The 19,610-nt window shown below is 60.6% G+C and carries 13 protein-coding genes; 10 read left to right on the top strand and 3 right to left on the bottom strand.

Annotated features, from left to right (window positions below; translation table 11 throughout):
• Positions 1–205 precede the first annotated feature (205 nt).
• On the bottom strand, positions 206–1,195 hold the full coding sequence (locus MQW23_RS16445; RefSeq protein ID WP_252109292.1) for a LysR family transcriptional regulator: 990 nt from the start codon (positions 1,193–1,195) through the stop codon (positions 206–208).
• A 199-nt stretch (positions 1,196–1,394) separates the two neighbouring features.
• Here MQW23_RS16445 and MQW23_RS16440 point away from each other — a divergent pair, with 199 nt between their 5' ends.
• The 6 genes from MQW23_RS16440 (at position 1,395) to MQW23_RS16415 (ending at position 9,195) form a co-directional block, all read left to right on the top strand.
• On the top strand, positions 1,395–3,953 hold the full coding sequence (locus tag MQW23_RS16440) for a DUF3141 domain-containing protein (protein WP_252109291.1): 2,559 nt from the start codon (positions 1,395–1,397) through the stop codon (positions 3,951–3,953).
• A 339-nt stretch (positions 3,954–4,292) separates the two neighbouring features.
• On the top strand, positions 4,293–6,920 hold the full coding sequence (gene topA / locus MQW23_RS16435) for a type I DNA topoisomerase (protein WP_252109290.1): 2,628 nt from the start codon (positions 4,293–4,295) through the stop codon (positions 6,918–6,920).
• Positions 6,917–7,378 (top strand): DUF6586 family protein, encoded by a 462-nt coding sequence (locus MQW23_RS16430; RefSeq protein WP_252109289.1) that lies wholly within the window; start codon positions 6,917–6,919, stop codon positions 7,376–7,378. Before topA ends, MQW23_RS16430 begins: the two co-directional genes overlap by 4 nt.
• Before the next feature lie 112 nt (positions 7,379–7,490).
• A complete protein-coding gene (locus MQW23_RS16425; RefSeq protein ID WP_252109288.1) occupies positions 7,491–7,961 on the top strand; it encodes a 2-hydroxyacyl-CoA dehydratase in 471 nt (156 codons plus the stop codon).
• A gap of 103 nt (positions 7,962–8,064) precedes the next feature.
• The gene (locus tag MQW23_RS16420) at positions 8,065–8,691 is read left to right on the top strand and encodes a L,D-transpeptidase family protein (protein WP_252109287.1); all 627 of its coding nucleotides are present in this window, start codon (positions 8,065–8,067) and stop codon (positions 8,689–8,691) included.
• 240 nt (positions 8,692–8,931) lie between these two features.
• Positions 8,932–9,195 (top strand): Lpp/OprI family alanine-zipper lipoprotein, encoded by a 264-nt coding sequence (locus MQW23_RS16415; protein WP_252109286.1) that lies wholly within the window; start codon positions 8,932–8,934, stop codon positions 9,193–9,195.
• Between the two features lie 207 nt (positions 9,196–9,402).
• Here MQW23_RS16415 and MQW23_RS16410 read toward each other — a convergent pair whose 3' ends face one another.
• Both MQW23_RS16410 and mfd read right to left on the bottom strand, forming a co-directional pair.
• The gene (locus tag MQW23_RS16410) at positions 9,403–10,545 is read right to left on the bottom strand and encodes a L,D-transpeptidase family protein (RefSeq protein ID WP_252109285.1); all 1,143 of its coding nucleotides are present in this window, start codon (positions 10,543–10,545) and stop codon (positions 9,403–9,405) included.
• A gap of 95 nt (positions 10,546–10,640) precedes the next feature.
• Complete coding sequence (gene mfd / locus MQW23_RS16405; protein ID WP_252109284.1) at positions 10,641–14,093, bottom strand: transcription-repair coupling factor; 3,453 nt, start codon at positions 14,091–14,093, stop codon at positions 10,641–10,643.
• 383 nt (positions 14,094–14,476) lie between these two features.
• On the opposite strand from mfd, the gene MQW23_RS16400 reads away from it, so the two are divergent.
• The 4 genes from MQW23_RS16400 (at position 14,477) to MQW23_RS16385 (ending at position 19,610) form a co-directional block, all read left to right on the top strand.
• Complete coding sequence (locus MQW23_RS16400) at positions 14,477–15,934, top strand: glyceraldehyde-3-phosphate dehydrogenase (RefSeq protein ID WP_252109283.1); 1,458 nt, start codon at positions 14,477–14,479, stop codon at positions 15,932–15,934.
• Between the two features lie 280 nt (positions 15,935–16,214).
• Complete coding sequence (locus tag MQW23_RS16395; RefSeq protein ID WP_252109282.1) at positions 16,215–17,564, top strand: Na(+)-translocating NADH-quinone reductase subunit A; 1,350 nt, start codon at positions 16,215–16,217, stop codon at positions 17,562–17,564.
• 1 nt (position 17,565) lies between these two features.
• On the top strand, positions 17,566–18,789 hold the full coding sequence (locus MQW23_RS16390; protein WP_252109281.1) for an NADH:ubiquinone reductase (Na(+)-transporting) subunit B: 1,224 nt from the start codon (positions 17,566–17,568) through the stop codon (positions 18,787–18,789).
• Positions 18,789–19,610, top strand: coding sequence for a Na(+)-translocating NADH-quinone reductase subunit C (locus tag MQW23_RS16385; RefSeq protein ID WP_252109280.1), 822 nt, complete (start codon positions 18,789–18,791; stop codon positions 19,608–19,610). The genes MQW23_RS16390 and MQW23_RS16385 overlap by 1 nt, the downstream gene beginning before the upstream one ends.

The raw sequence follows: 19,610 nt of genomic DNA, 5'->3' as shown, positions 1-19,610 counted from the left end.
CTACTGTGCAACGGGCTAAATCAAGGAGCGGGTTTGAAAAGCGCGAACGACCGGTCGATCAACCGGCTCTGAGCCACCCGGCGCTTTTTGAAAGACACTCCTTAAAGTGCGGTCTCTACGCCGTCGGCCGAATTGGCGCGATACGACGTAGGTAGTAGCGCTAATGTAACATATTTGGCGAGGGTCAAAACAGCGATGGCGCCGATCACTGGGGGCTTTCAACGGGCAGGCACGACACCGCGTGGCCCGGCAGCGGGGTGACGCGGGCCTGAAAATAGCAGCGGTATTCGCCGAGGTGCTCTTTAGTGAAGCGCAAAAAAAGCTCCGCAACCGGGGTCAGAAACTGATCGCGCCGGTGGACCGCGCACCAGGCCCGACGAATTGGAAAAGCGGGAAGCTGCGGGCTCGCCAGCAGGTGGTGCTCAAGCTCGAGCTTGACCGCCAGTCGCGGAAGCACCGCCACGCCCAGGTGCGCCATGACGCCCTGTTTGATGGCCTCGTTGGAGCCAAGCTCGATTCGGTGGGCAAGGCCGACTTCCTGGTCGGCTGCAAGCTGCTCGAAGGCGTTGCGCACGCCGGAGCCGGGCTCTCGCATCAGGATGTAGTGGCGCGCAAAGTCGGCAAGGGTAGGCGAGGCCATGGTCAATAGCGGGTGATCCGGCCATACCACTGGAATCAGCTCGTTTTCCAACAGCGGGGTCACCGAGAGCGCGTCGTTTTGCGGCACCATCGCCATGATCACCAGATCGTCGCGCTGCTCGGCCAGACGTTCGAGCGCCTGGCTTCGATTGCACACCTTCAAGCGCACGTTGATATCCGGGTACTGGGCGCGAAAGCGCGCCAGCAGGTAGGGCACCACGTACTGGGCCGACGAAACGGCAGCGAGGTTGAGCTCGCCCTTGATGCGTCCATCGAGATCCGACAGGTTCATCGAAAGCCTGGCCAACTGGCCGATGATTTCCCGGGTAGAAATCGCCAGCGTGTCCGCGGCGGGCAGCGCGTAGAGTGTTTTGCCCGCATAGTTGAAAAGCGGCGCTTTTAGGGCGTGTTCGAGCTGGCGAATTTGGGCGCTCACCGCCGGCTGCGTCAGGCCGAGCTGTTCGGCGGCGCGGGAGTAGGAGCGCTTTTGATAGACCGCCTGAAACACCTGGAGTTGGCGAAAGGTCAGACGATTGAGCAGGCCGGACGGGGTCATGCAATCCTCGATCATTAACAGGCCGCGGCAAGCGGGTCGGCAAACGGCGGGCCAGGTGCGGAGAAATGCTATCACCGAAAAGGCACCCGCGTCCCGGCCTTATCGACGCTTTGAATGCTTTGGGCTAGACTATATTGCATTGCAGCATGAGGGCGTGTTGCATGGATGCGCCTCTGGCACCAATCCATCAGGAGAAACCATGAATTTTCTCGCTAATCCCTTACTGTCGGGCCGCTGGCTCCCCGGGCTTCCGGATCAAAAAAGCGGCGAGGCCTTACCCGGCCAGCAGGCACTGGCCAGTATGATGGACCCGTTCGGTTTTGGTCGCGCCGCCGCGAGCTACTGGCGCGACAGCGTCGAGCGCAGCATTCTTTACTGGGACGTCATGCGCGTGCGCGGCAACCAGTATCTCGAGCACATGGAGCAGACCAAACCCAACGTGCTGGGATTCAAGACCGAAGTGGTGATGGACGGCCGTACCCTAGCGCATCCCACCAACTACGAGCTTCTGCGTGTGCTTCCACCGGAAGGCACCCAGGTCGACCCTAAAAAGCGGCCCTTCGTGGTGGTCGACCCGCGCGCCGGCCACGGCCCGGGCATTGGCGGCTTCAAACCCGACAGCGAACTGGGTGTGGCGCTCAAAGCGGGCCATCCGTGCTACTTCATCGGCTTTTTACCCTATCCGGAGCCTGGCCAGACCGTCGAGGACGTGGTCGAGGCGGAAGTCGAATTCCTGCGCCACGTTATCTCGCTTCACCCGGAGATCACCGAAAAGCCGATGGTGGTGGGTAACTGCCAGGCGGGGTGGCAACTGATGATGGCGGCGGCGCTGGAGCCGGACGTGTTCGGCCCTATTTTGATCGCCGGCGCGCCGCTTTCCTACTGGGCCGGCGAGCGCGGCAAGGCGCCGATGCGCTACACCGGCGGTATGGCTGGCGGCAGTTGGGTTACGGCGCTGACAAGCGATCTGGGCAACGGCCAGTTCGATGGTGCCTGGCTGGTGCAAAACTTCGAGCGTTTGAACCCGGCCAACACCTACTGGAAGAAGCAGTATCATCTGTACGCCAACGTCGATACCGAATCCAGCCGCTATCTCGAGTTCGAGCGCTGGTGGGGCGGGCACGTCATTCTCGGCGGCGATGAAATCCAGTATATCGTCGATAATCTGTTCGTGGGTAACCGCCTCTCCACCGCGCAGCTGGTGAGCCGTGACGGGCGGCGTATCGATCTTCGCAACCTGCGCTCGCCGGTCGTGGTGTTCTGCTCTCGCGGCGACGACATTACCCCGCCGCCCCAGGCGCTGGGCTGGATTCGCGATCTCTACGAAGGCGAAGACGATATCGTCGCTAACCAACAGACCATCATCTACTGCATGCACGATACCACCGGCCACTTGGGCATCTTCGTTTCCGGCAGCGTCTCGCGCAAGGAGCACTCGGAATTCACGGCGAACATGGATTACATCGATGTCATGCCGCCGGGGCTTTATGAAACCACGATAACGCATGCCAGCGAGCGCAAGGACGCCGACCTGATCGAGCGCGATTACCTGCTCGAATTTACCCCGCGAGATTTCGAAGAGCTCGACGAAGAGGTTCACCACGTTGCTGAAGACGATCGGCGCTTCGCCACCGTCGCGCGCGTCTCGGAAATCAATTTGGGCTTTTATCGCCTCTACCTGCAGCCGCTGATTCAGGCAATGGTCACGCCGGAGTCGGCGCGTTTCATGCGTCGGATGCATCCGATCCGCTTGGGTTATCGGCTGATGTCGGATCGCAACCCGTTGACCGTGTTTTTACCCACCATGGCCCAGGCCGTGCGTGAAAACCGTGTCGAGGTAAGCGACGACAATCTGTTCAAAACGTTCGAATCCTTCGTGTCGGATCAGATCGTCGATAGCCTCAATACCTTCCGCGACGTTCGCGACAGCGCCACCGAGAAGATGTTCCTGTCGATTTACGGTCAGCCACAGCTTCAGGCGGCGGTGGGCCTGTATGGCGATGCCCACGTACATCGCCGCCGTCCGGGTGCGGAGCCGGAGCACCTGCGCTTCATCGAGCAGCGCAAGGAGGCGCTGCGCGAAAAAATCAGCCAGGGCGGGCCGCTCGAGGCGATCATTCGTTCGATCATCTACGTGCTGGGCGGGGCGCCCGCCACCGACGAGCGCAATTTCAAGCGCCTTCGCGCCTCGCGTGCCGAGCTTGAAACCCAAACGACGCTCGAGGAGTTCAAGCGGCTGGTGCGCGAGCAGTTCTTCATTTTGAAGCTCGACCGCGAAAAAGCGCTCGAGTCGCTGCCGATGCTGCTCGAAGGCGAGGACAACGCCGCGCTCGACGAGCACGTGCAGCACCTGAGTCAGGTGTTCGGCGCCAGCGGTGAGCTTAGCGAGCGCGGCGCCGAGCGTTTCGAGCAGATCAGGACGCTTTTCGATCGCGCGCGAAGCCCGGAAAAAGCCGTGGAGGCGTCGACGCCGGCCTCCGCAACGCCGGCCCAAAAAGTGGCAGCCGATGCCGACGATGATGCCTCGAGCGCAAGCGCTGAGAGTGCGGCGAAAACGTCGGCCGCCGACGAATCCGCCAAAAGTGCCGACGAGCAGTCTTCACCAGCAGAAACCGCCGCTCAAACAGCTGAGGCGCCGGACGCTTCCGCCAAACCCTCGAGTGACGCTGGCGGAGCGCCGGCCAAGACGAGCAAAGCCAAACCCGGCGGCGCCAAGCGCACAAGCACCTCGCGCGCCAAGCCGCGTACCCGGCGCTAACGGTGTAGCGTTTTTAGAGTGACGTTCGCTCCAACGCCCCCGGCCTGGCCGGGGGCTTTTTTATTCCCTCCGGGGGAGCGCGGCCAGGGCGTTCAGGATTTAAAGGCGCTCGGCTTTTTTAAACGAAAATTTGCAAACGCGGGTTTAGACCCCTATTTAGTAAAGGGCGCCTGAAGTATGGCGCCACTGGCGCTTGGGAAAGGGCTGGGGTAGGGTAGGCGCATTTTTCAGGCCGCCTGACGTTTCTAAACGTTTTCAGCGCGGCACGTATTTAGAGCGGGTCTTGGGCGTAGCGCCAAGAGCGCTCTTAAAAGCTTAGGCAACAGGAAGTGGAGCACTATGGGTAAGTCACTGGTCATCGTCGAGTCGCCCGCCAAGGCGAAGACGATCAATAAGTATCTCGGCAACGATTTTATCGTTAAGTCGAGCGTGGGTCATATTCGTGACCTACCGACCAGCGGCTCGGGCAAGACCGCCGTCGACCCCAAGGAGCGCGCGCGCCAGGCCGCGGCGACCCGCAAGCTCTCGCCGGATGAAAAGGCGGCGTATAAAAAGCAGAAAGCGCAGGATCAGCTGATTCGGCGCATGGGTATCGACCCGGCCAACGGTTGGGAAGCCCACTACGAAATTCTGCCCGGTAAAGAGAAGGTCGTCGCCGAGCTCAAAAAGCTCGCGGAAAAGGCCGACGCCGTCTATCTCGCAACGGATTTGGATCGCGAAGGGGAGGCGATTGCCTGGCACCTGCGCGAAACCATCGGCGGCGACGACGCGCGCTACAAGCGCGTGGTATTCAACGAAATCACCAAAAACGCCATTCAGGACGCGTTCAAGTCGCCAGGGGTGCTCAACATTCCGCGCGTCGAGGCCCAGCAGGCGCGGCGTTTTCTCGACCGCGTGGTCGGCTTCATGCTCTCGCCGCTTTTGTGGGCTAAGATCGCCCGTGGACTTTCCGCCGGGCGTGTGCAGTCGGTGGCGGTGCGTTTGATCGTCGAGCGCGAGCGCGATATCCGCGCCTTCATTCCCGAAGAGTTTTGGGACGTGCACGCCGACCTGGTGTCGCCGGATGGCGTGCCGGTACGCTTCGCGCTCGCCCGTCAGGACGGCCAAGCGTTTCGCCCGACCTCACAGGACGAGACGTACTCGCGTATCGAAGCGTTAAAAAGCGCCTCGCTTTCGATCACCAATCGCGAAGACAAGCCGACCAGCTCCAAACCCGGCGCGCCATTCATCACCTCGACGCTGCAGCAGGCGGCCAGCGGCCGGCTCGGTTTCTCGGTCAAAAAGACCATGACCATGGCCCAACGCTTGTATGAGGCGGGCTACATCACTTACATGCGTACCGACTCCACCAACCTTTCAAAGGAGGCGGTAGAGAGCGCCCGCGACTATATCCAAAGCGAATTCGGCAAGCGTTACCTGCCGGAAAACCCCAACCGCTACTCGAGCAAGGAGAGCGCCCAGGAGGCCCACGAGGCGATTCGTCCGTCGAGCGTGGAGCGCAAGGCCAGCGATCTTTCCGGCATGGAGCGCGACGCCGAGCGCCTTTACGAGCTTATCTGGCGTCAGTTCGTCGCCTGCCAAATGGTGCCGGCGGAGTATCTGTCGAGCACGCTGAGCGTAGAGGTCGACGGTTATGACCTGCGCGCCAAGGGCCGGGTGCTGAAGTTCGATGGCTATACCCGGGTCATCAAGCCTGCGGGTAAGAACGAGGATCAAAGCCTGCCGGATCTGCCCGTCGATACGCCGATGACGCTGGAGGCGCTCGATCCGCAGCAGCACTTCACCAAGCCGCCGGCGCGCTATACCGAGGCGAGTTTGGTCAAGGAGCTCGAGAAACAGGGCATCGGCCGGCCCTCGACCTACGCGGCGATCATCTCGACCATTCAGGACCGCGGCTACGTCAAACTCGAAAGCCGACGCTTTTACGCCGAAAAGCTCGGGGATATCGTCACCGAGCGCTTGAAAGAGTCGTTCCCGGATTTGATGGACTACTCCTTCACCGCGCGTATGGAGGATAGTCTCGACGAAGTGGCCGAAGGCGAGCGCAACTGGCAGGCGCTACTCGATAGCTTCTACGGCGAATTTCGTGAGGAGCTTGGCCGGGCAGAAAGCGAGGAGGGCATGCGCCCTAACCAGCCGGTGCCCACGGACATTGAGTGCCCGGCCTGCGGACGCGACATGCAGATTCGCACCGCCTCGACCGGCGTGTTTCTGGGCTGCAGCGGCTACAATCTGCCGCCCAAGGAGCGCTGCAAGACCACCATCGATTTGATCCCGGGTGACGAAGCGGTCGCCGATGACGCCAATGAAGAAGCGGAAACCGACGCGCTTCGCGCCAAGCGCCGCTGCGGCAAGTGCGGCACGGCCATGGACAGCTACCTGATCGACGAAACGCGCAAGCTGCACATTTGTGGCCAGAGCCCGGACTGCACCGGCTTCGAAGTCGAGCACGGCAAATTCAAGATCAAGGGCTACGAAGGTCCGGTCATCGAGTGCGACAAGTGCGGCTCCGAAATGCAGCTCAAGTCCGGCCGTTTCGGTAAGTACTTCGGCTGTACCAACAGCGAATGTAAAAACACGCGCAAACTGTTGAGAAGCGGCGAAGTAGCGCCGCCGAAGATGGACCCGATCCCGATGCCGGAGCTCGCCTGTCAAAAGGTCGAGGATCACTACGTGCTGCGCGATGGAGCGAGCGGGCTGTTTCTGGCCGCCAGCAAGTTTCCCAAGAATCGCGAAACGCGCCCGCCGCTGGTCAAGGAGCTCAAGGCGCATAAGGATGAACTGCCGGAGAAGTACCACTTCATCCTCAAGGCGCCTAGCGAAGACCCGGATGGCCGTCCAGCGCAGATCCGCTACTCGCGCAAGAACAAAGAGCAGTACGTGATGACCGATGAAGAGGGCAAGGCGACGGGTTGGAAGGCCACGTTCGAAGGTGGCAAGTGGCACGTTGAGGACAAGCGTAAGTGAGTGCCCGGTCCCGCACCAACCAGTTGCTTTATCAGGCGGAGCTTTTGATCGAAACGCCGGTTCAAGACGATGAGCACGCCCTGACGCGCCAGATGGCGATCGAGGAGGGTGCGCTCGCGCTTTTTGAGCTGGCGCTAGAGAGCTTTCTTGCCGAGGTGACCGAGCACGCGCGCCTGGATACGCGCCGCTGGCAGACGCTGTTGGCGGCCGACGGCCCCGAGCTTGCCGAGCTGATTCGCCTGCGTGATCTGGCCGGCCAGCCCGAGAGCTGGCTTGGCTGGCTGGTCGGCGCGCTTTTGAAGCTTCACGGCGATGAAGGCGTGGCCAAGCGGCCAATCAACAACCCGTCGATGATCGCGCTTGCCAGCGAAGCTTCGTTTACCTCCTCGCTTTATCAAAGCGTTCAGGCGGCCAAAAAAGAGATGGCGGCGCTGCGCGAAACCAGCCACGAGTGGTGATTCATCCGTTTGCTCGGGAACCCGGCCGGCGCCAAATGCTCTAGAGTAAGCGCTTGAAAAAAAGTGTCGAGCGGGCAGTGATCACTGCCCGCGCTGTTCACAAGGAGAGCTCATGGATACACGCTACAACCAGGTCAAGGATTTGATTACGTGGGCCGCGGACTACCATGCCCGCATGGCCAAGCGCTACAGCGACGGTGCCGATCGCACCGACAACGAGCGGCTGTCGATGGCGCTGACCTATCTGGCCACTCGCGAAGTGAAGATGCGAAGTGGGCTGGAGGCGCTGTTTCACGACGGCGCCGATCACAGCGAAGTGATGGAGCTGTGGTTCGACGAAACCGGCGATTTCCCCCAGCCGCCCAGGCTTGAGGCGATTACCCAGCGCAGCGTGGCCGACTCGATCGATGGTGTGATTGAGACCGCCTCCGAAGCTCAGGAGAACCTGCGCGCGCTTTACGCCCACCGCGCCGAGTGCGCGAAAATCGAAGAGGAAGCGGCGTTTTTCAACGCCCTGGCCGAAGGGCACGAAGCCGAGCTTCGCAAAATCGTGACCAGCATGCGCGAGTTCGAGGATATTTGATGTTCGCCTGGGCGCTGACATGCACTAGGGCAATGGGGTATAAACGTGTCAGCCAATCCCTACCCGCTGGCCGGTCGCCCCGGCCCGTACCGAGAGTTGATCGATGCCCGTAAACCGCCGCCGCTTTCTAGCACTCGCCATGGGCTTCCCGGCCGTGGCCAGCGCCAACGTCATTGCACCTGTAACACAGGCGACGAGTGATCTCGTTGGCACGCTCATCAGCCGCGCGGCGGCGCCGCGTCACAGCAGCGAGGTTTGGGTGCTGATCGACGATCAAACCTCCTCGCTGAGCATATTTCGAGGTAGCGACAGAATCGAGCACTTCTTGCCGATTTCCCGCGGAACCGGCGGGGCGCGTACCCATCGGGTGCGCGGTGATAGCACCACCCCCCTTGGCGAATTTCGCATCTACCGTTTCAATAATCAGAGCAAGTGGCGCATTTTTATCGGTATCGACTACCCCACGCCAGCCCATGCGCGTATGGCGCTGGAGACGGGCATCTATACCCAGGCCGACTACGAGGCCTACTTCGACGAATACCGTCGCCACGGCTATCCGCCGCAAAACACCGCGCTGGGCGGGGCGATCGGTATTCACGGTATCGGCACCTCCGATCCACAGATTCATGGGCGCTATCACTGGACCCAGGGCTGCATCGCTGTCAACAATCAGCAGATCGATCGCATCGCATCGCTTGTCGATGTTGGCACTCGCGTCGTGATCCGCTAGTATGATGGTGATCCATAAGGAAGTTCGAGGTTTTGGCCAGCGGCTATAGACAAGCGTTGTGGACTAATATAAAACAGCGTTTGACTTCGACAACGTGACCCAAGGCATTCGTGTCTGGATCATCGAGTCGGTCACTGGAAAGAACCTTTACCGCAGGTAGACAAATCTTAAGCTAGCTTCTAGCCTTACGTTTTGTCAGACCTTCAACGTAGTACCCAAGGAAGACTCAAGGAGAACATTATGACTCTGAAGACTGCTCTGAAAATGACTGCTGCCGCTGCTTCTCTGGCCGTTCTGGCTGGTTGTGCCTCTACCAGCGCGCTGGAAGAAGTTCGCATGACTGCTGAATCTGCACAGGCTGACGCTGCAGAAGCTCGCAGCATGGCTTCTCAGGCTCTGAACACTGCAAACCAGGCTCAGCGCGACGCGCAAGCCGCTCTGCAGATGTCTGAGCAAGGCCGTGAAGAAATGAGCCGTCAGTTCCAGCGCTCCATGCAGAAGTAATTCTGCATGGACCACTGAGCAACAAACGGCTCAGCGGTCTGCGTTAGCTGTGAAAAACCCCGCCTCGTGCGGGGTTTTTTAATGCCTGGCGTTGGCGCAACGCGTGTTGTCACAATGCATGTTGGCGCAAAGTGCGCATTTCATGATTGAGCGGCCATAAAAAAGGGCGATCCCTATCGGGATCACCCTTGTTAAGTGCCTGCGGCGTTATGCGTCGCTGTCAGACTCGACGGTGGCACTCAGCTCGATGTCCTGGAATAGACCCTGACGCTCGGATGGCGCCTTTTCAGCGGGAGACTCGGGCTCTGGTGCCGGTGCCTGGGGGCCGTAAAGAGCGACGAAACGGCCGTTCGGGGACTCGACCGCATGCCTGACCTGTTCGTAGTCGATCTCGAGATCCTCGTCGGTCAGCGACTCGACGCGCTCGATGGCGTTCAAAAGCGGTTCGAAGTCGCCTACGTTCTCCTCGAGCTGCGGGTAGGACTGCACGTAGAGCGTGCCGTCGGCGCCCCAGCCGGCCTTGAACGGCGCGTCCATCAGGTTGACTTGGGTACCGCTGGGGACGCGCTCGTAAAGCGACTCTATGTCTTCCGGGTACATGCGGATACAGCCGCGGCTGACGCGCATGCCGACTCCGTCCGGGCGGTTGGTGCCGTGGATCAAGTAGCTTGGCATGCCCAATAGGATCGCGTGGCGGCCCAGCGGATTGTTCGGGCCGGCGGGCACGATCTCTGGTGCCGGCTCGCCGCGCTCGGCCGCTTCACGGCGCATGGAGGAGGGCGGGGCCCAGGCCGGGTCCTTTACCTTGACCGTGGTCTGGGTCATGCCGACCGGGGTCGCGAACTCTTCACGGCCCACGCTCACCGGATAGGTTTCGACGATGCCCGGGCTATTTTCTGGGTAGTAGTAGAGGCGAAGCTCGGAGAGGTTCACCACGATGCCCTTGCGCTCGGCCGGCGGCAGAATGTACTGAGCGGGAATGATCACTTCGGTGCCTTCACCGGGTACCCAAAGGCTTACGTCCGGATTCGCCATGCGAATCTCTTCGTAGCCGATGTTATGGCGCCTGGCGATATCGAGCAGGGTCTCTTCCGGATCTTCTACCGTGACGGTGTAGTACTGGCCGACGATGTCGCCTTCTTCTGGCAGGCGAAAGTGGCCGCGGGGCAGCTCGCGCTGCGCGCTGACCTGCTCGGCGCTGGCAAGCGCATCGGCGTCCAGACCCGGAGTGGCCACTTGGGGCGGCTGTTCGGCCACCTCTTGCGCGTAGACCGGGGCGCCCAGGGTTGCGGCCAGCAGTACGGCCAGGCTGATTGGCCCCCAAAGGTTAAGGATGCGTCGTGTTTTCATGGTCGTTCCTAATGAGTTGATTCACCGCCGCGGGGCGGCCTGATTCGAGCCTATCCGCTTATGTTGTCGGCTTAAGGTCAAGTTTGCATCAAGGTTCACGTCGTCGCTACTTTTTGGTTGAGAAGACCCAACAGATTTTCGACGGCCTCGAAGCGCTGCTCGGGTTTTTCCATGGCGAATTCGAACTTCAAGGTGTCCGAGCCGTCCAGCCGGTAGTGCGCCGGTGAGGTTTGAATGAGCTTCACAAGGGTGAGCGGGTCGACTTGGGTGTCGGCGCTGAACAGAACCCGCCCACGGCTTTCCCCAGCCTCGATGCGCGCAATGCCCAGCGGTTCGGAGCGATGGCGTAGCCGGGTCTGACGCATCAGGTTCTTGAGCGGCTGCGGCAGCAAGCCGAAACGGTCGATCAACTCGACCTGAAGCTCCTTGAGCTCGGCATCGCTTTGCGTATTGGCGATGCGCTTATACATCACCAGCCGCTGCTGCACATCATGAATATAGTCGCTGGGAATCAGCGCCGGTAGGTTGAGCCCGATTTCGACGCCGGTGTTGAACGGTGCCTCGATATTGGGCGTTTTGCCGGCGCGAATCGCCTTGACCGCGCGATCGAGCATTTCCATGTAGAGCGAGTAGCCGATGGTCTCCATCTGGCCGCTCTGCTCGTCGCCCAGAAGCTCGCCGGCGCCTCGAATCTCCATGTCGTGGCTGGCGAGTTGAAAGCCCGCCCCCAGATCGATCGAGGCGCTGATGGCCTCAAGGCGCTTGACCGCGTCACGGGTCATCGACTTGGGCGGCGGGGTCAGAAGATAAGCGTAGGCCTGATGGTGGCTACGCCCGACGCGCCCGCGAAGCTGGTGAAGCTGAGCCAAACCAAATTTGTCTGCCCGCTCGATCAGGATGGTATTGGCACTCGGTACGTCGATGCCGGTTTCGATGATCGTCGAGCAGACCAGCACGTTGAAACGGCGGTGATAAAAATCCGACATCACCCGCTCCAGGCTTCGCTCTGGCAACTGACCGTGGGCCACGCCGACGCGCGCCTCGGGTACGAGCTCGCGAAGCTGCTCGGCGGTGTTCTCGATGGTCTTGACTTCGTTGTGCAGGAAGTAGACCTGACCGCCGCGCAGGATTTCGCGCAGCAGCGCCTCCTTGATCAGGCTTTCGTTCCGCTGCTGAACGAAGGTTTTGACCGACAGGCGCCGGGCTGGGGGCGTGGCGATGATCGAAAGATCGCGAATGCCGCTCATCGCCATGTTCAGCGTGCGCGGGATCGGCGTAGCGGTGAGCGTGAGAATGTCGATCTCGGCGCGCAGGGTCTTGAGCTTCTCTTTCTGAGCGACCCCGAAGCGGTGCTCCTCGTCGATGATCAACAGCCCCATTTTGGGCAGCTCGACGCTTTTGGAGAGCAGCTTATGGGTGCCGATGACGATGTCCGCCTGGCCCTCCTTGATGTTCTCGAGGGTTTTGGTCATCTCCTTGCTGCCGGTGAAGCGCGAAATCAGGCTGATATTGACGGCAGTGTCGGCGAAGCGGTCGCGAAAGTTCTCGAAGTGCTGGCGGGCGAGCAGGGTGGTCGGCACCAGCACGACCACCTGACGGCCGGACTGCACCGCCAGAAACGCGGCGCGCATCGCTACTTCGGTCTTGCCAAAGCCGACGTCGCCACACACCACGCGATCCATTGGCTGGGGCGAAATCATGTCACCGATCACCGCCTCGATCGCGGCCTTCTGATCCGGTGTCTCCTCGAACGGGAAGCTGGCGGCAAAGCGGTTGTATTCGGCGTCCGGCGTGTCGTACACCGTGCCCTGCTGGGCCTCGCGCCGGGCGTAAATATCCAGAAGCTCCGCGGCGGTATCGCGAATCTTTTCGGCGGCCTTGCGCCGGGCTTTCTCCCACTGGTCCGAGCCGAGCCTGTTGAGCGGGGCGTTTTCGTCATCCGCGCCATTGTAGCGCGAGATCAAGTGAAGGCTGTCTACCGGCACGTAAAGTTTGGCACCGCCCTCGTACTCCAGCGCCAGAAATTCGTTGGCCTGGCCGCCGGCCTCCAGCGCCTCGAGCCCCAGGTAACGCCCGACCCCGTGGGCCTGGTGAACCACCGGTGCGCCTTCCTTGAGCTCGGAAAGGTGGCGTACCGCCAGCTCGTTGTCGTCGGTGGCCTTCTCCTGACGCCGGGTCTGGCGCACCACGTCGCCGAAAAGCTCGGTTTCGGTGACGACCGCCACGTTCGGGTCGGTCAGCCATAGCCCACTCGATACCTGGCTTTCGGTGATGGCGGCGCGCTTTTGACCGGCCATGAACGCGTCGAACCCGTCCACCTCGTCGAGCCCCAGGCGCAGCGGCGCTAACAGCTCCTCGAGCGCCTCGCGCCGCCCCCGCGATTCGGCGACGAACAGCACGCGGGTCTCCGGGTTATGGGTCAAAAAGCTGGAAAGCGCTTCGAGCGGCTCCTGCGCTCGCGCGTTGAGAGCGAGGGCGGGCAGTAACTGGGCCTCTGGCGCGTGGGCGTGGCGCTGGGTGGTGTCGTCGTGAAGGAGCTCCAGCCGGGGGCGCTCCTTGATGTGGGCAAACAGGTCGTTGACCGGTATGAACGCGCGCTTTGGCGGCACCAGCGGGCGGGTCGGGTCGACCCCCAGGTTCTCATAGCGCGACTCGATTGCGCGCCAGTGCTGCTCGGCGGCCTCGAACACGTCCGGCAACAGCGCGACCCGCGTGTCCGGCGTGACGTGCTCGAAAAGCGAGGCGGTTTCGTCGAAAAACAGCGGCAGGTAGTGCTCGAGCCCGGGGGAGGGGATCGCCTTGAGCGCGTCGTTATAGAGTGGGCACTGGCGCGGGTCGACGTCGAACAGGGTTTCGAACTGCTCACGAAAGCAGGCGATGGCGCTGCGACTCAGCGAATACTCGTGGGCGGGCAGAAGCTCGATCGCCTCGACCTTTTCCGTGGAGCGCTGGTTGCCCGGATCGAAATGGCGCAGCGTATCGATCTCGTCGTCGAACAGATCGATGCGAATCGGCTCATCGACCCCCATGGGGAACAAATCGATCAGCGCGCCGCGCATGGCGTACTCGCCGGGCTCATACACGGTTTCCACCGCCCGATATCCGGCCCGCGTGAGCGACTCGCGAAAGCTTTCGCGCGAAAGCTTCGCGCCGGTTTTGAGCGTCATGACGCGCCCAGCGATGTAGTCGACCGGCGCCAGGCGCTGCATCAGCGTGTTGATGGGGACCAGTACGATCCCCTTGACGCCTTCCTGAAGCAGCTTGAGCGTTCTAAGTCGCGCCGAGACGATATCCTGATGTGGGGAAAAACTGTCGTAAGGCAGCGTCTCCCAGTCCGGAAACGGCAATACCGGCACCTGACTGTAAAAAGCCAGATCCTGTTCCAGTCGCTGGGCGCTGGCGGTGCTTGGCGTGATGACCAAAAGCGGGCCGTTGCCTGCGATTCGCGCCAGTGCCAGCGCCGTTGCACTGCCCGGCGGCGCCGTTAGATAGAGCGTATCCCGTACCCCCTGGGGGCTGGGTGGGTCGAGCAGGGAAAAAGAGGGCATAGTCTGAGTATCTGTCGTGTGAATAACGGTCGTATGAATGTCTAGCGTGTGAATAACGGTCGTATGAACGTCTGTCGTTCGAGCGTCGATCGCTTGAAGGCGTATCGATGGATGGCTATCGCGTGACGGCTGATCGACTAAACGTCGTGTCCGGGCAATTTGAGCATCATACACCATAGGCCATGACAGGTTGAGCTGCCCGGAACGAGGCGCTCGCAGTCGGTATCGCGCTGCGGCAAGCGCGTTTTGAGTTTGTAGTCAAATGGGCGTTTGTGTAATACCCCTACACGGCGTGCGACCATCCTTTGATTGCGGCCTCACCGTAAGCCACGGATAATACACGTCGATTACCTTCCCCGATTAAACACGTAAAGAGGCCGCCCGTGAGTCAGTCAACGCTCGAGAACGTTTTTCAACAGTGGCAAAGCGACGAAGCGCTTGCCGAGCAGATGATTCCGCTAGTCGGGAAGCTGTATCGTCAGAACAACGTTGTCGCGACCATGTTCGGGCGCTCGCTGATCAAGAAATCGGTCATCCGGATTCTCAAGGATCACCGCTTCGTACGTAAAATCGAAGGCACTGAGCTGTCGGTTCAGGATACCTTCCCGATCGTCGAAGCGATGGCGGCGATGAATCTGGGGCCAGCCCACGTCGATATCGGTAAGCTCGCGGTCAGCTTCAAGCACCAGGGCGGCGGCGATCTGAACGCCTTTTTGACCCGCGAGCTCGAAGAGATCGTCGATGGCTACCAGCCTGGCGCGAGCATTGGCGAGCCCAAGGACGTCGTGCTCTACGGTTTTGGCCGTATCGGCCGGCTCTTGGCCCGCGTGCTGGTGGAGAAGGCCGGCGGGGGGAATCTTCTGCGCCTGCGTGCGATCGTGGTGCGCGGTCGCGGTGATATCGGCAAGGATCTCGAAAAGCGCGCGAGCCTTCTGCGCCGCGACTCGGTCCACGGCCCCTTCGAGGGCTCGATCTCGGTGGACGTCGAGGCGCGCACCTTGACCGTCAATGGCAACGTGGTGCAGGTGATCTACGCCGACTCGCCGGCAGAGGTCGACTACACCGCTTACGGAATCAATAACGCGGTGGTGGTCGATAACACCGGCATCTGGCGCGACGAAGCGGGCCTTGGCCAGCACCTGGAGTGCAAGGGCGCAGCGAAAGCGCTTCTCACCGCGCCGGGCAAGGGCGACATCAAGAACATTGTCTACGGCATCAACCACACGTCCATCGGTGCCGATGATCGTATCGTTTCGGCGGCCTCCTGCACCACCAACGCCATCGTGCCGGTGCTCAAGGTGCTCAACGACGAGTACGGGGTCAAGACCGGCCACGTCGAAACCGTGCACGCCTACACCAACGATCAGAACCTGATCGACAACTACCACAAAGGCGACCGCCGCGGGCGCAGCGCCGCGCTCAACATGGTGCTGACCGAAACCGGTGCGGCCAAGGCGGTTGCCAAGGCGCTGCCGGAGCTCGAAGGTAAGCTCACCGGCAACGCCATTCGCGTGCCCACGCCTAACGTCTCCATGGCGATTTTGAACCTGACGCTCGAGAAGGAGACCGACGCCGCCTCGCTCAACGACTACCTGCGCCGCATGTCGATCGATTCCAACTTCCAAAAGCAGATCGACTTCGTCGACTCGGCAGAGGTGGTGTCGTCGGATTTCGTGGGTAATCGCCACGCTGGTATCGTCGATGCCAAGGCGACCATCGCCAACGGCAACCACGCGGTGGTCTACATGTGGTACGACAACGAGTTCGGCTACAGCTGCCAGGTGATCCGCATTCTGCAGCACATGTCCAACGTCGAGTTTTTGAAACTGCCGCGCCACTAGCGCACTCGCAGCGCTCAACGCCTCAAACGCCGCCGTAAGGTGGCGTTTTTTTATGGGTAAATAAACCTGAATGTATATGTATATAGCACTTTAGGCGACAGTGGTGGATGTGGTCATTGGCCGCGCTTATCTTTATAATACGGTAGATTTTTCGGGGTGGTTCAAGCTTGCTTGGGCCTGACTGGTAACAATCTGCACAGCCAACAAAAAATCTCTATGCAGAAAAGAAGCATTCGAACCCCTTACCTTCGTATATCCGATCCATCAACTGGGCGAGACTATGATCGAAGTCAAAAAAGGCCTGGATCTTCCCATCACGGGAGCGCCTGAGCAGCGTATCGACGATGCGCAGCCAGTGCGCCATGTGGCCATCCTGGGTACTGACTACGTTGGCATGAAGCCAACCATGGAAGTTCAGGAAGGGGATAAGGTCAAACTGGGCCAGCTACTGTTCACCGACAAGAAAACGGAAGGGGTGCGCTTTACCGCTCCGGCCGGCGGTGAAGTGGTAGCCATTAACCGTGGCGAAAAAAGACGTTTACTCTCTGTGGTCATCAAGGTCGACGAAACCGAAGAAGCGATGACCTTCGCTTCTCACGATCGCGATTCACTGGCCACTCTCGACCGCCAGTTGGTCGTCGACCAACTGGTCGAAACGGGGCTTTGGACGGCGCTGCGTACGCGACCCTTCTCGCGCACGCCGGCGCTCGATGCGATCCCTTCCGACATCTTCGTCACCGCTGTGGATACCCATCCGCTTAGCGCTGACCCCGGTGTCATCATTAACGAAAATACCCAGGCATTCGAAGACGGCCTCAAGGTGCTAACCCGCCTGACCGAGGGCAACGTTTTTCTGTGCACGGGTGAAAACGCCTCCATTCCCGGTGGCGATATCGACGGTGTTAAGACCGAAAGTTTCAAGGGTCCGCACCCGGCGGGGCTGGTCGGCACGCACATTCATTACCTGTCACCGGTCGCGCTGCATAAGAGCGTGTGGCACATCGGCTATCAGGACGTGATCGCTTTCGGCAAGTTGTTCTCTGAAGGCAAGCTCGATGTTAGCCGGATCGTAGCCGTGGGCGGCCCGCGCTCTGAAAAGCCGCGTCTGGTTCGTACGCGCATTGGCGCGAACCTTGACGAGCTTTTCGAAGGCGAGGTGATCGAGCCGCACGGCACGCGGATCATTTCCGGCTCCGTGTTCTCAGGGTTTGCCGCCGAAGGCAAGCTGACCTATCTCGGCCGCTTTCACAATCAGGTGAGTCTACTCGAAGAGGGTAACAAGCGTACCTTCATGGGATGGCTTTCGCCCGGCACGAACCGCCACTCGGTCATGGGCATTTATCTGTCCAAGTTCAAGGGGCTTAACAACTTCGCGCCGACCACCTCCACCAATGGCTCCGAGCGGGCGATGGTGCCGGTGGGCAACTACGAGCGGGTTATGCCGTTGGACATGATGCCGACCCAGCTTCTGCGGTCGCTGATCGTGGGTGACATCGAATCTGCCATGGACCTTGGGTGCCTGGAGCTCGACGAGGAAGACCTCGCGCTTTGCACCTACGCGTGTCCCGGCAAGTACGAGTATGGCCCTATCCTGCGTGACAACCTCACCATGATCGAGAAAGAGGCCTGATATGGGTATTCGACAGACACTCGACACGCTCGAGCCGCACTTCCACAAGGGCGGCAAATACGAGAAGTTCTACCCGCTTTATGAAGCGGTCGACACCATTTTCTATTCGCCGCCGAGCGTGGCCAAGACCACCGCTCATATCCGCGACGGTATCGATCTCAAGCGGATCATGATCACCGTTTGGATGTGTACGTTCCCGGCCATGTTCTTTGGCATGTGGAACGCCGGCTGGCAGGCCAACGTGGCCATCGATGCAGGCTACGCTTCCATGGGCGGCTGGCGCGAAGCGATCATGATGGCGGTGGCCGGCGGTCACGACCCGGGCAGTTTCTGGGCGAACTTCGTGCTCGGCGCGACCTACTTTTTGCCGATTTATCTCGTAACGTTCGCCGTGGGCGGTTTCTGGGAAGTGCTGTTCGCGATCAAGCGCGGCCACGAGGTGAACGAAGGCTTCTTCGTGACCTCAGTGCTCTACGCCTTGATTTTGCCGGCCACCATCCCGCTTTGGCAGGTGGCGCTGGGTATCACCTTCGGCGTCGTCATCGGTAAGGAGATCTTCGGCGGTACGGGCAAGAACTTCCTCAACCCGGCGCTGACCGGCCGTGCGTTTTTGTACTTCGCCTACCCGGCGCAGATCTCCGGTGACAGCGTTTGGGTCGCCGCCGACGGCTATACCGGTGCGACCGCGCTCTCCATGGCGTATCAGGACGGTATGGATACGCTTGCCAACACCTTCAGCTGGACGGACGCCTTCCTTGGCTTCATCCCGGGGTCGGTGGGCGAGGTATCGACGCTTGCGATATTTATCGGCGCAGCGGTGCTGCTCTGGACCAAGATCGCGAACTGGCGAATCATGCTCGGGGTGTTCCTCGGCATGGTGATCACCAGCACGCTGTTCAACCTGATCGGCTCTGACTCCAACCCGATGTTCGCCATGCCCTGGTACTGGCATCTGGTCATCGGCGGCTTCGCTTTCGGCATGGTGTTCATGGCGACCGATCCGGTATCGGCTTCGATGACCAACCAGGGCCGCTTGGTCTTTGGTGCACTGATCGGTGTAATGACGGTATTGATCCGCGTGGTGAACCCGGCCTTTCCGGAAGGCATCATGCTGGCGATCCTGTTCTCTAACCTGTTCGCACCCTTGATCGATTACTTCTTCGTCCAGGCCAATGTCAAACGGCGCAAGAAGCGCGTCGGTGCACCGGCCGAGGAGACTGCCTAATGGCACAAGGTAATAACTCCATCAAGAAAATTCTGATCGTGGCGTTTTCGCTATGTATCGTCTGTTCGGTGATCGTGTCGACGGCCGCGGTGGCGCTTCGCCCCACCCAGCAGCTCAACCAGGAGCTCGACCGTAAAACCAACATCCTCAACGTGGCCAAGCTTTACGAGCCGGGGATGGATGTCGAAGAGGCATTCAACGAGCAGATCACCGGGCGCGTCGTCGAGCTCGAAACCGGTGAGTACACCGATAAGTATGACGCCGACGAGTACGACGGTTTCGAAGCCTCGCGTGACCCGGCCACTGGCCGCACGCTCTCTGGTGATCGTGACATCGCCGGTCTTTCGCGGGTCGAAAACTATTCGACCGTCTATCTTGTAGGTGATCCCGACAGCCCTGAGCAGATCGTGCTGCCGATTCGCGGCCAGGGCCTGTGGGGCCGTATGCGCGGCTTTTTGTCCGTGGAAGGCGACGGCAACACCATCGTGAGTATCACCTACTACGAGCACAGCGAAACGCCCGGGCTCGGCGCGGAAGTGAACAACCCGCGCTGGCAGGCCCAGTGGGAAGGTAAAAAGATCTATGACGACGAGGGTGACCTGTCGCCGGAGATCCACCTGACCAAGGGCGGCGCCAGCAGCGAGTACGAAGTGGATGCGCTGTCCGGCGCCACGCTAACCAGTAACGGCGTGACCAACATGCTGCAATTCTGGCTCAGCGAAGAGGGCTTTGGCCCGTATCTGGCGCGTTTTCGTGAAAACGCCGAGCCAGATGACGCCGAAGATACCGACACCAACTTCAACGACGTTGAGGGGGCTTGA

Origin of the sequence: Halomonas sp. S3-1-1, assembly GCF_023757625.1 — a bacterium.
Taxonomy (GTDB): domain Bacteria; phylum Pseudomonadota; class Gammaproteobacteria; order Pseudomonadales; family Halomonadaceae; genus Vreelandella.
This window is presented reverse-complemented; position numbering and strand designations above follow the sequence as displayed.

Coding starts and splice junctions, on each gene's coding strand:
- MQW23_RS16445 (WP_252109292.1), bottom strand. CDS start 1,195: ATGACCCCGTCCGGCCTGCTCAATCGTCTGACCTTTCGCCAACTCCAG.
- MQW23_RS16440 (WP_252109291.1), top strand. CDS start 1,395: ATGAATTTTCTCGCTAATCCCTTACTGTCGGGCCGCTGGCTCCCCGGG.
- topA (WP_252109290.1), top strand. CDS start 4,293: ATGGGTAAGTCACTGGTCATCGTCGAGTCGCCCGCCAAGGCGAAGACG.
- MQW23_RS16425 (WP_252109288.1), top strand. CDS start 7,491: ATGGATACACGCTACAACCAGGTCAAGGATTTGATTACGTGGGCCGCG.
- MQW23_RS16420 (WP_252109287.1), top strand. CDS start 8,065: ATGCCCGTAAACCGCCGCCGCTTTCTAGCACTCGCCATGGGCTTCCCG.
- MQW23_RS16415 (WP_252109286.1), top strand. CDS start 8,932: ATGACTCTGAAGACTGCTCTGAAAATGACTGCTGCCGCTGCTTCTCTG.
- MQW23_RS16410 (WP_252109285.1), bottom strand. CDS start 10,545: ATGAAAACACGACGCATCCTTAACCTTTGGGGGCCAATCAGCCTGGCC.
- mfd (WP_252109284.1), bottom strand. CDS start 14,093: ATGCCCTCTTTTTCCCTGCTCGACCCACCCAGCCCCCAGGGGGTACGG.
- MQW23_RS16395 (WP_252109282.1), top strand. CDS start 16,215: ATGATCGAAGTCAAAAAAGGCCTGGATCTTCCCATCACGGGAGCGCCT.
- MQW23_RS16390 (WP_252109281.1), top strand. CDS start 17,566: ATGGGTATTCGACAGACACTCGACACGCTCGAGCCGCACTTCCACAAG.
- MQW23_RS16385 (WP_252109280.1), top strand. CDS start 18,789: ATGGCACAAGGTAATAACTCCATCAAGAAAATTCTGATCGTGGCGTTT.